This is a genomic window from Paenibacillus sambharensis, assembly GCF_003233845.1.
In the GTDB taxonomy this organism is placed as follows: domain Bacteria; phylum Bacillota; class Bacilli; order Paenibacillales; family Paenibacillaceae; genus Paenibacillus_I; species Paenibacillus_I sambharensis.
Map to the genome: position 1 here is coordinate 89,873 of NZ_QKRB01000038.1, position 12,506 is coordinate 102,378.

The following is a 12,506-nucleotide window of genomic DNA, read 5'->3' on the forward strand; positions in this document are numbered from 1 at the left end:
TATCTACCTATATATCGGCCGAATGTTCAAAAAAAGATAGAGTTATGTCGAATTTTTAGCAGCCTTTTACAGAAAATGATAGCTCGCAATCTTGCCGCTGTGCTACACTTTTAACAGATACCTTGGAAGGTTGAGGAAGTGACAGATAAAGGTGGGGGCTTGTTTGCATCAACGAGGAAAATTCATCATGACTCTCTTGCTTATTATGGTAGGGTTCTCCTACATGCCGGAGGCGCTATTGGCTGCGGGGGGTACCCAGCCTAAGCTGGTTGGAGCAGAGAGTAAGGAGCCGTATACAATTACCTTATATTACGATCAGAATATTCGTCCTTATGAAGACGGGGAAATCGCGGCTGGCAAGGGTTTATTCGCCATTGACCAGCCGGGTATTCGGCCCTCCGATCTGGCTGCCAGGGGCAGCACAGTTACTCTGAGGTTTAACCAGCCGCTCCCAAATGTAGAGAGCATCGGTCTGCAGGCGGCAGCTGGAGCCGCAGTGGGAACTAACGGTCTGGGCAGCGAACCGGCAGCCGATTACCAGGTTATTACGCTGGGGGGCAAGCTGGCGCTTCAAGCCCGGCTTGACCCGGCTGGAGGAGGGGTTACCTTCAGGCAGGTAATGGCTTATTTGACGGGTGCTTCGCCTGCTAATATTGTAGGCCCGGAAGGTATCGGTCAAGATGACGTGCGTTATCTGCTTGCGTTGACCAGACCCGAGGAGGGGCTTGCAGCTGCTGTAGAGCTCACCCGGCTGGTTCAGGAGGTTCAGGGCCTTCTGGCGTCACGGGAGACTAGAGGGCTCTATACGCCTGCCTCCGTTGAGGCGCTGCAGGCAGAGCTGGCTCAGGCGGAGCAGGCACTGCAGCAGGCATCAGCTACCTCGCGGCAGTTAACGTCCGCATGGCTGGAGCTGTTTTATACGAACCGGGCGCTTCAGGCGTTACCGGTGCAGGAGCCGGAGGGGCCTGCTGATCCTGCGGAACCTACTGATCCTACTGATCCTGCTATGCCAACGGACCCATCAGGCCCGCCTGAAGTTGGTACCGGTCTGTGGACAGACGGAATTAATGAGCACCTGGAACTGGTGGAGGGCACGCTGCTCTATGTACCGGCAGGTATGCGTGTAGCTGAGCTGAAGGAGCATCTTCAGGCACCAGCGGGCAGCAGTATTGAGGTGTTGAATAGCGTTACGGGAACAGCCGTATCGGACGGTATTGCGGGGACGGATATAATAGTCCGTGTCCAGGACGCGGCATTGAATCGGGCGGATTACCCTATCCGTGTCCAGCAGCCGGTCTCGACTTTTGAGGAGCTGCAGGCTGCTGCGGCACGAATAGATTTGCAGGCTATCAAGCTGATGAACGCCAGCCTGTCCAGCAGCTGGGAAGCTCTGAGGTTTGACAGTCGTGTCGAACTGCGAGGCGCAGTGGACCAAGTTACAATTACAGCGCTGCGCTACGAGGGCATTATTCCGGTCACGCCTCCGGGAGTGACGTTAACTGCGAATGCTTCAACAGATACTCAGCTGAGGAGCGCGATGAATGGCTTTGCCGACCACATTATTGTGCGGGGGCTGAGCGGTTACCAGGAGGGGACCATTACACGCCTTCCTGGCGGGTTTTACGCTTACTATGATAAGGATATCGGCCAAGCCTTCGCCCATACGCCAGAAGCACTGATGGAGGCGGTACAAGATCCTGCTGTTACCAGCGTATATGTTGCGAATGATATTTCACTGTCAGCAGCCTACGATATTGGCACCAAGAGTATTACCTTGGCAGGGGACGGGCGTAACGTATACGGGTTAACCGGCACTGCCATCAAGCTTGAGGGGGTGGCGCTGCCTGATGGCAGTACAAGCCAAGGCCCAGGGGTGCTGATGGCCGGAGGTCCTTATCTGGCTCCATCCATGACGATTACCTTCACGGAAACCTTAAGTGATGCGGCCAAGGCACGAGTTCAGCAGGCAGTGGAGTCGGCTGCTCCGGAGCTTGCTTTTGTACCCGAGAACTTCACTTGGACAGATGCCACACTCGACATTTACCATCCGGCCGAGGGTAACTATTATTTCCAGCGGGATATCCGTATTCAGCTTGCGGAAGGTGCCCATGCGCCGTTCGTCACCATTATGAACGTGGGACTTCAAGCCGCTATTGAGCCGGTTCCACGGTATGTACCGGTTCAGGAGCTGACCATCACCTTTAACCAAGAGCTGACAGCGGATGCCACGAACATATTCTACTGGCCGGAGGTTATCGCGGACTTATACATGATGCAGAATGGTTCGCTGGTCTCACTGCCGATTGAATCTATCAGGTGGGATGAGATGGCGGTGCCCGGACAATCACTGCGTATCAAGCTTGCGGCCCCCTATATCGTGGAAGGAGCTGATTCGATCCATATTCAGCTGAACCCGAGCCGCCTGACCAGCGGAGAGGGAGACAAGCTGGAGCGGGAGTGGCTGGAAGACCGGCTGGTGCGGTACACGGATATGCTGCTGCTGTAAAAATAAGAACCTCCGCCAACACCTTCGCAGGTAGGCAGGAGGTTCTTCTTCATGCCAGCCCTTCATGCAGCTGGGACTGGGCATGGTATCGGTTAAGGCGCCATAGGGCCGATTGTCTTCTCTTCTAAGGCGCAAGCTGGCTGCGCCACAGCACGAGGGAGTCTTTATCCCTTTCGGCCCCCAGTGTGCGCAGGACAGGCTCGCCTTCCGAGTGGGTGACGGGTGCACCGTTCCAGGAGCTTACCTTGATTTTGCTTACGGCCTGAAGGCGCATCATCGCCTGGAAAACAGTGCGCAGGATGTCTGCCGGGTCACCCGCAGCTTCAACGGGATCAATGAGCCAGTGAACCTTCCGTCCGCCGCCTTCAATCCACAGCAGCCATTGGCCGCTATTGTCCAGCACAATATAATTGCCCGGCTTGCGTGCAAAGGCTGGCCCGCGGCTCTCCGGCCAGGGTGTTACGAGACCGAACAGATTGGCGGGATCGACAGCCGATAGAATGGTAACAGATCCTGTCCCCGAAGCTTCCGGAACGGGATGGAGCTTGGGTGCCAGTTCACGGGAGATGAACTGCATGGCGGGTACACCGCGGATGAACAGGCCGCGTGTCATGACGCCCCATTCCTCGAGCTGCTTCATGACCGGGAGGAGCGCGTCCCAGCTGAATGGACAGGCATGAGAGACGAGCTCATGGGTGATAATGCCGTGGCTGTCCAGCAGATGTCTCGTCCAGGCCATAGCCGAGGGCTCCGGCAAGGTCAAGTTCCGAGGAGAATGGTCCCCGGTGTGATGAGTGTCTGCCGGTAACGCTGCGTCCTCAATTAGATTGCCGGGCTCTAGGGGAAGCGCCTTGGGCGGATCGGCAGTGAAAGTCTCCTCGAGCGTGCTGACCGGGTACCAGCGTCCCTGCCCCGAGCCGGTCTTGGCCAGCAGCTTGCCCTTCGTCTTGACTTGTATCCGCAACGGAGCGAACTGGTCATTGGACACATGGCCCTCCCAAACGAGGTCAAGCAGCTGCTCCAGCAGCTCAGAAGGCAGCTGGCCGGCTTCTCTTGACAGCCGGGTCAGGAAGCTGGCGCCCGTGCGGCGGACCAAGGTGAGCAGCTCTGGATGCTTCGTTCCGGCCCCGGCAGCCTGTTTGAGGAACGGCGCATACAAGGGCTTCGATTCCGTCAGGAAGAAGGCGACCTTGCCCTCCTTGCTGCCATCCTCCCTGCGTCCGATCCAGATGACCTCTCCGGATGCGCATAGCAGGTCAAGGTCATCCTTCCGGTAGTCCGGGATGCGGGCCGGGAAGATAACACTTTCCCACAATCCGACCGGGAGGAAGAAGCCTTGCAGCTTCGCGATAACGCTGCGCAGGCCCTCGCTTCCCCGTACCTGGGCAGCGGGCAGTACATGCTGAAGGGAGGCGGCCCTTATCAGCCATTCCGCAGCGTCCGCAGGCTCGGCCTCCTGCCTCGCTTCACGGATGGACAGGCGGATCATACGTGAAGCGGTCCTGCTGCTCATCCACAGCCTTTCATCCGGCGAGCTGGCAAAGGGAGCCTGTTCAATCCGTTCCTGCCGCAGCAGTTCTTCAATGACACCGCTCGCCTGCCCGGCATCCAGCATAGGATAGCTCATCTGCAGATCCTCCTCAGTAAAGGACAATACACGATCGGCATAACGGCCGGCAATGAAGGCAATCGAAGCTTGGGAATGAGGGAACTTCCGGTAGAGGTCCGCTTCATCCGCACAGATCCAGCGGGTGCTGGAGCCGAAGGGCATCTGCATGATCCGCCCCCTGCCCTCGAGTACAGCAAGCCAGGCATGAACGGGCTCTCCGCCAAGCCGGATGAGCTCCTCCGTACTGCTGTCTCCCCGCTGCTTCAGCAGCTGATAGCAGTCGGCTTCATCCTTCAGCTGGTGCGGAAGCATGGATAGCCGTTCTTGTTCCTGCTGCAGAACGGACTCTGATATGGCCCGCCGGACAGCATCCTGGCCGAACATCTCTGCCGTGAGCTCCTTGCTGATATGCAGCAGCTGAAGCTGGATTGCATCATTCAGGCTGTCCCCTTCATACAGCTGCATGTTGACATAGTCGGCAATAAACTGGGCGGCGAGCGGGGACGGATGCCTGGTCTCCCGTACGGTGATCTCCATTCTCCCCTGCTGGATATCCCGTAGGGCTTCCTTTAGCTGATTCAGGTCGAGATAGTGATGGAGGCACTCCCGCACCGCTTCATGCAGATATGGGAACTCGGCGGCAAAAGGCAGTGAGTCCTTCAGAAGCTCTTCGCTCCTCATCCGTTTCTGCCACATCGGTGTCCGGGTGAAGCTACGGGAGAGCAGCAGGGAGGTTTCGGCCAGACGGCGGAAAGCGATGGCGAGCAGCGGAGAGCCGGTTACGGCTTCACTAAGCAAGGGCTCAAGTGCATCAGGCGTTACCTTCCAGATCGCTTGAAGCCACGAAGGGTCCCAATCTGGCAGGACGAATTCAATGCCGCTGTCCTTGGCATTACCGTACAGGCGGTAGGGGAGAATCTCCTGAAACTGTTTCTCAATAGCAAGCAGCCACGTACGGTTAACCCGGCGTCCCCAGTGATTATGAAGAATGACATGGGTCCGGTTGGTCAGATCCTGATAGTACTCGACCACAAGCCGCTTGTGGGAGGGAATTTCGCTGACCGCCATCTGCGCCCTGACATAGCTGATCAGGGCGTCTGCGGCATGCCCGTCAAAATGGCAAAAGCGGCGGAGCCACTCTGCTGTGCTTAAATCTGCTTCCGCAGATGCTGGTCCGGCCTCGAGGCGGTCCGCTATCTCTTCCCACAGCTGGCCAATCAGCTGCCCGTTCTCATAGGATCTTCCGGAACCTTCCCCCCGCCAGAAGGGAATCTCACTATACCGGTTGCCTGCTTCGGTCACATACACGCGGTCCTTGCGGATCTCCTGAATCATCCAGGAGCTGGTGCCAAGCTGGAATACATCGCCGACCCGGCTCTCGTGGATGAACTCTTCATCCAGCTCACCGAGATGCGAGCGGCTTCCCGCATGGTGAACCGGGAAAGCTGAGCTTGAGGGTATCGTCCCGGCCCCTGTGAACGCGGCCATGGATGAGTTCGCCCGCTTACTGATCTGCCCTGTGGCTGCATCATAGTAAAGCAGCGGTTTGACAAACGGGTAGCGGCCTCCGAGCACTTGCAGCATAGCAGCGAGCCGTTCATGCGGGAACGTGCGGAAGCTGTCGCTTCGGCAGACCAGGCGGTACAGCCCGTCTAGGGTATGCTCCTCAGCGGCTGCCATGGCAACCGTATGCTGAGACAAGACATCAAGCGGATTGCGGGGAAGGTTGATTGGCTCAATATCCCGGCTGCCAATCCGCCGGGCGAGTACAGCGATTTCGGGCAGCATGCCTCGGCTGCGGGCGAGTATGACGCCGCGGCTGACATCGCCGACCGCATGGCCGGCCCGGCCAATCCGCTGAATGCCGCTGGCTGAATCCAGCGGTGAATCAACTTGCAGGACAAGATCAATATGTCCCACATCAATGCCAAGCTCGAGTGAAGAGGTGGCAATCAGAACCCTCAGCTCCCCGCTCTTAAGTTGTGCTTCCACTTCCAATCGCCGCTCGCGGGAGAGGCTGCCGTGATGGGCCTTCGCTATCTCGTGCCCCGTATAGTCATTCAGCCGCAGACAGAGCCGCTCGCACAGCCGGCGGCTGTTGGTGAAGATCAGGACGGAGCGGCTGTCACCCATCAGCTGGATCAACCGGTCGAGCAGCGGAAACCAGACGGTCTCCTTGCTGTGCCCCTGCCCCCGCTTCTCTGCATCAGGCATTGTAACCTGGAGTTCGAACTGCTTCACCATGCGGCTCTGCACGATCGTTACAGGCCGCGGCTTATAGCCAAGCGGATGCTCCGCCAGATCCTGGGCATATGGATCAGCCGGGCTGGCCAGCGGCTGCAGGCTGAAGGCATCCCCGGCTGGTTCCTCCCAGCCGGCGAGATAATGGGCAATCCGCTCGATCGGCTTCTGGGTGGCGGATACGCCGATACGCTGGACCGGTCTGCCGCATAGGGCTGCCAGGCGTTCAAGGGAGAGCGACAAATGCGCGCCTCGCTTGTCAGCGGCCAAGTCGTGGATCTCATCCACAATGACTTGCTCCACTCCCCGCAGCATATGCCGGCCTTTCGCAGAGGTCAGCAGGATAAAGAGCGATTCCGGCGTCGTGATCAGAATGTCAGGCGGGCGGCGCAGCATGGCTGCCCGCTGGGCGGATGTCGTGTCGCCGGTCCGCACGGCAGCGCGAAGCCCGGGCCAATCGGCGTACCCGCCTTCATCAGCAGCTTGTCCGATGGCTTCGGCGAACCGGATGACATGATGGTGAACGTCATTATTGAGGGCCTTAAGCGGCGTAACATAGAGGGTTTGCACGCCTGCCTCCGGCCTTCGGCCGGACATGGCGGATCGTATCGCGCGATCCATGCAGGGCAGCAGGGCAGCGAGTGTTTTTCCTGAACCCGTAGGGGCGGCAATCAGAGTATGCTGACCGGGAGCGATGGCTTCCCAAGCCTGCTTCTGCACATCGGTAGGCTCACCGAAGGAAGCAGCGAACCAGCTGGCAAGTATGGTATGAAAGGCGGAGAGGGGAGAAGAGACAGGCATCACAGGATCAGCCCCTTTTTATCAGATCGTTAATTGTAATGCAGCACACATTAACGGGGCAGCCAGCCTCCCATGGCCAGCCCCCAACTAATACCAGTATAACCCGGATGTTGGCGGCAGCAAGCATGGAAACTCAGTTCGGAAGGTTAACTGCACCGCGCTAGCGCACAATCGTCCGGTAGACCTCAATCGCTCTAGCCCGTGAAGCCTTAAGGTCCACAATCGCCTCCGGGCGGGGAGCATGCAGGTCACGGCTGCTCAGATGGCTTAGCTCGGGCAGCCACTGGCGAATATAGTGCCCTTCGGGATCATGGTTTATGGACTGGGTGACCGGGTTCATAACCCGGAAATAAGGAGCAGGGTCGTAGCCAAGCGATGAGCTCCAGAGCCAGCCGCCGCGGTTGAGTGTATTGTCGTAATCGGCCAGGTGCGTGCGGAAATACTGCTCGCCAAGCGGGAACGGGCAGAGCAGATTTTTCGTAAGGAACATGGCGGTGATCATGCGCAGCCGGTTAGGGAGCTCGCCTGTCTCGCGGAGCTGAGTCATTGCTGCATCAATGATGGGGATACCGGTTCTCGCGGAAGCCCAGACCTCGAAATAACGGTCAGACAGCTGTCCAAGATCATAGAGCTGCTCATAGCGGAAGAAGTCCTCGTGATAGACGGCTTGGTACAGGTAAAAGTCACGCCAGGCCAGCTGCCGCAGCCAGCTCTCCGAGCCTTCCTCTCCAACAGCGGCCTGGTAGATTTGTCTGGCTGACAGGGCGCCCGTGTTCAGAAACCGGGACAACCCGCTTGTGCTGTCAATATCTGCATAGCTGTCCCGCCGGCTGCTGTAAGCCGCTAGTGCCCCGCTCGTAACAAAGCGCTCCAGCTGGGCTTCAGGAGCAGACAGGCTGCTTTCGGCTTCTTCCCGCAGAGACTGAAGAGCGTCTATGACGAGCGGCGGCAGCGCGAAGCGTTCAGTCACTGTTCTGTCCAGCTCGGCACTCTCGGGGAGATCTGTCAGGCTGACTTCAGTTGAAGGCCGGAAGAATTGTCTCATATAGCTGTTCCACTTGCGGTAAAACGGGGTAAAGACTTTATAGGGACCGTCTCTCTCTGTAAAAGCCTGAAAGTCGGCAAGATCAGCCAGCGGCCGATCATCTTCCGACAGCCATACCACTCCTGCAGTCTCAGCGGCATGCCGCATCCTGGCATCACGCTTAAGGGCATAGGGCGTATAGTCGGCATGAACAGCAGTCAGGCGTAGCGGATGAACGTCAGCAATGGCTGAAACCACCTCGGCGGGGTCCCCGTATAAGAGGTAGAGCTTGCGGTTTTGCTGCCGGTACAGTGCGACCAAGCGGATAACTTGCAGGAGGAAATTCCTGCAGCTGTGGATGGTAAGCCGGCCGTCGATTAACCGTGGATCTAGTATGACAGTATGGAGCCCTTGCATATTGGCACTGCGCAGCACGTCGAACAGGCGCAGGTCGTTGGTTCGCAGATCCTTGCGGTGTATGAACAGATACATAGACATAGACATGTGCCTCCTGATATACAGGTTGTATACGATATAAAAAAGGAACCGCAGGCTCCGTCCGGGCAGGGACAGGGCTGCGGTTCAATCAAGCAAGCGTAAAGCTTCTGCGGCGAATCAATCCTGATCGCCATCTCCTTCAGGAAGATCCGAAGGCTCTGCGGCAATGGCCTCATAGGTATCGGCATTCATGACACGACGTGCGCCCATGTAACGCTTCACGTAGTACGAGTCGCTGAGCTTGCTGATCGTTACGCCCTTGCTGGAGGACGAATGAGCAAACTTGCCGTCGCCTACGAAGATGCCTACGTGGGAGACACCTTTGCCGCTAGTGTTGAAAAATACGAGATCTCCAGCTTGAAGATTCTCTTTGGTCACCTTCTTGCCGACCTTTGACTGTGCGGCCGATGTACGCGGAAGCTCAAGCTTGAACTGGCGGAATACATAGGAGGTGAAGCCGGAGCAGTCAAAGCCGCTCGTGGTGGAGCCACCCGATTTGTACTTGATGCCGATCAAGTCACTGATTACATTGTCGAGCTTGGAATCCGCGAAGACGCTTCCAGCCGTGAAGGTCATCATACATACGAAGAAAACCATTGATGCCAAAACCTTCTTCAAAGCGTAAAGCCCCTTCCAATGCCTACGAGGTTAGCTGTGGGGTTCGGTAGAAGGCTCCCTATGATCTCTCCGGCGCTCCTGTAAGCAGAAGACGCGAGATCAATTCACCCAAAGTGGTTCCCCCGTTTTCCATGCGGAAATTCGGCAGTTTTTTATGTACTCGCTTACTATTCGAGTACATACCACCATTTCCTGCTTTTGTCACAGAATGTTCACAATTACAGTGCAACAAAAACAAAGAAACTGACAAAGCCGAGGGATTATCCCGGCTTTGTCAGTTTTTGGATTGCGGCGTTTTTTGCTGCTGTCTTGTTCACTCAGACTTCCTTGGATTTCCATGCTTTGTGCTGTGCGGCTAAGGTCCAGACCTTCAGCCAGGTACGTATGAAGTGATGCGCCTGGTGAAGCATAACAGCGAGGAGTCCGGCCCAGAAGAGTGAGGCGGCTGAAGAAGCCGCGCCGATCAGGATGCCGATCCCCCACATGGCGAGTGATACGCCTGCCAGGGGCAGGAAGGTCCGCGACGCCTGCATCAGGGAATTGGCGAAGCTCTGGCCTGCCGCTGCGCCAAACTGCAGGGATAGCGACAGCAGCCGGATTGCCGCACACCACAGAATCCAGCACAGCAAGTACGGAACGAGAGCAGCTGTCATATCTGCAAGACTGAGGCTCTCTGCCGCCGTTCGTTTGCAGAGCGGGATTAACCACAGCAGAGGCCCGAAGGCCAGCAGCTGTTCAGCATAGTATATGATGGCGACCGGCTTCCAGGAGCGGCGGATGCCGATGAAGAAGGTCGTGCCTCCCTTGTCCGAGATGTGCTGCAGGGAATGAAACAACCCGGCGTTGATCAGGGGGGTTATCACCATCCTGATGCCGAATAGTCCGGCCAGCGCCCAGAGATAGGGATAGATAATATCAGTCTTCAACAGTTGAAACTGGGCTTCGACCAGGAACAGCTGAGCCGCGCTGTCGGTACCCATAACATCCGGGTAGCGCTTGAGGAGAGGAACAATGATGGCCCCGATGAACCGGTACAGGAAGAACCCCCACAGCAGCTGGTACAGGAATAGAATGGATATAATCGGAAAATGCTTGGCTGTCACCTGCCAGCCGTCTTTAATATACGCTTTCATTGTGTACGAACCCCCCTTTTTACCAGCCGATACGGCTCAGCATCAATTCCACCAGCTTGACAAGACCCATATTCCAGCGGTTGCGTTCCTTGGCTGGAAGCTCGGCCTTCATAAAGTTGTTGATGCGCTTGTTGTCGAGCATGTTAGTCAGATTCGGATCAGCAATCACCCACGACAGCGGTGTGTCGTGATTCAAGCGGTATTCAATCTCCGTTCCGTTGCCATCCCAGACCCTCGGCATGGTGGTTCCGTCGGCGAACTGCAGGATGACGGCCACCGGTCCCAGGCTTCCGCCCTCACGCCGGATACGGACCACTGATTCGTACTGCTTTTTGCCGTCCTTCTTAACCGGCTTGATATGAATAGAATCGACAGCAACATCCGACATCTCACTGCCATATACGAAGGCTTTGAAGTAATCCCCCCACGGTCTGTCCGTCACCTTTTCCAGAATAGCCTGGAAGTCCTCCGTTGAAGGATGCCGGAATTTAAACGATTTAAAGTAAGCGCGGAGGATGGCCTGCATCTTGGCCTCGCCGACCTGCTGTTCGATGCCGAGCAGTACCAGCTTGGCGCGCATGTACACATTTTCCGCATAGTGGTCGTTGTTCTCGTAATGCCACGAATGCTGCTTAAGCGGAGCGGGGCTTGTCATATAGCTGGATTCGATGGGCAGATTGGATTCGACGCCGTATACGGCTTCCATCACCTTATCCTCAGCATAAGAGGTGAAGCCCTCATCCAGCCAGGCCTCCTCAAACTCATTGCTTGCCACCATGCCATACCAGAATTGATGGCCGATCTCATGGACAACGGTCCGCTCCAGACTGTATCCGGGGCTCTCGCTCTCTGCCGCAAACGCAGTCACGAGGGTCGGGTATTCCATTCCGCCTGCGCCGTTGCCGCCCTTGGGTGGAACAATGACAGACAGCGTGGAGTATGGGTAGTCCCCGTACCAATGGGCATACTTGGCCAACGAGGACTTGGCCGCATGCATGTAGCGTTCCTTCAAATGGGCATGCAGCGGGTCCAGGTACAGCTTGATGCGTACACCGGGCACGCCGGGAGCGGAGAAGGCTTCCTCTACATAGACAAAATCGGGCGACGCCGCCCAGGCGAAGTCATGAACGTCATCTGCATAGAAATGATAGATCTTATTGCCGCCTGAAATGACGGGTGATTTGGTTGGAAATCCGGTGGCTGCTACTTTATAGCGGGAAGGAACCTGGATTCGTACATTATAGATGCCAAAATCACTGTAGAACTCCGAGTTGCCATGGTACTGGTGAAGGTTCCAGCCGTCCTTGGTGCTGCCGCGGGTACCCGCGGTCTCATAGGCCGCCAGCTTGGGGAACCATTGGCCCGCCATGATGAAATCACCGGAGTAGCCCATCCGGGCGAATACCTCGGGCAGCTTAACCTCGAAGGCAGTCTTCAGCGTAACCTTGCCTCCAGGGGCAACCGGTTCAGGCAGCCTGATCCTGGCCAGCGTCATATCGTTGGGATTGTTGTCATCCGGGCGGACATACTGCAGAGCGGGCAGGAGGCTTGTGCCATTCTCGAGCGTAAGGGCGTTCAATTTCATGTAACCGACACTGTCTGCTGTGGCCCGGTCTTCTCGCAGCTTGCCGCCCGATTCCCTCATGAAGGTTGTATTCTTATTCATAAAGGCGTTCGGGTACAGGTGGAAGTACAGCTCCGAGACCGTTGTCTGTCCGGGATTCTTCCAGGTCACGGATTGCGTGCCGTGAAGCTTCTTGTCCTTGTCATGAAGATGGACATCCATATGGTATTCTGCGATCCGGTTGCTGAGGGCGACAGGCTTAGGTTTCGGTTTGGGGACTGTCTCCGGCTCGGAGGCCGGCTGCTGCAGGGTCTCAGGAGTCTTCACGGAAGGCTGGGGAGCAGCAGTGGGGTTGTAGGCATACGTATACCCGGATAACCAGGCATCGCCGAAGCTCTGCCGCAGCGACAGAACCAGTACGGCAGTGGTTGCCAGAATGGTAGCAATGCGTAACATCTTACGTGGATACATGGACCGATTACCTCCCGTTGACAAGCATCTACAGCATGTAT

6 protein-coding genes and 1 riboswitch are annotated in these 12,506 nt (G+C 56.9%); of the genes, 1 reads left to right on the forward strand and 5 read right to left on the reverse strand.

Translation table 11 applies throughout. From position 1 onward, the window contains the following. The first annotated feature begins 187 nt into the window (after positions 1-187). Positions 188-2,506 carry a hypothetical protein gene (locus DNH61_RS26275; RefSeq protein ID WP_181438622.1) on the forward strand — a complete coding sequence of 773 codons (2,319 nt, stop codon included), beginning with the start codon at positions 188-190 and terminating at the stop codon, positions 2,504-2,506. A 124-nt stretch (positions 2,507-2,630) separates the two neighbouring features. Here DNH61_RS26275 and DNH61_RS08055 read toward each other — a convergent pair whose 3' ends face one another. The 5 genes from DNH61_RS08055 to DNH61_RS08075 form a co-directional block, all read right to left on the reverse strand. Next, positions 2,631-7,157: a DEAD/DEAH box helicase gene (locus DNH61_RS08055; protein WP_111146144.1), complete on the reverse strand. Its 4,527-nt coding sequence runs from the start codon at positions 7,155-7,157 to the stop codon at positions 2,631-2,633. A gap of 160 nt (positions 7,158-7,317) precedes the next feature. Beyond that, complete coding sequence (locus tag DNH61_RS08060) at positions 7,318-8,679, reverse strand: cryptochrome/photolyase family protein (protein ID WP_245948022.1); 1,362 nt, start codon at positions 8,677-8,679, stop codon at positions 7,318-7,320. 117 nt (positions 8,680-8,796) lie between these two features. After that, positions 8,797-9,297 carry a C40 family peptidase gene (locus DNH61_RS08065; protein ID WP_425452229.1) on the reverse strand — a complete coding sequence of 167 codons (501 nt, stop codon included), beginning with the start codon at positions 9,295-9,297 and terminating at the stop codon, positions 8,797-8,799. Between the two features lie 4 nt (positions 9,298-9,301). Beyond that, positions 9,302-9,454, reverse strand: a riboswitch (cyclic di-AMP (ydaO/yuaA leader). A 160-nt stretch (positions 9,455-9,614) separates the two neighbouring features. Next, a complete protein-coding gene (locus DNH61_RS08070; protein WP_111146146.1) occupies positions 9,615-10,430 on the reverse strand; it encodes a hypothetical protein in 816 nt (271 codons plus the stop codon). Positions 10,431-10,449: 19 nt separating this feature from the next. Continuing rightward, a complete protein-coding gene (locus DNH61_RS08075; RefSeq protein ID WP_111146147.1) occupies positions 10,450-12,465 on the reverse strand; it encodes a M1 family metallopeptidase in 2,016 nt (671 codons plus the stop codon). Positions 12,466-12,506 lie beyond the last annotated feature (41 nt).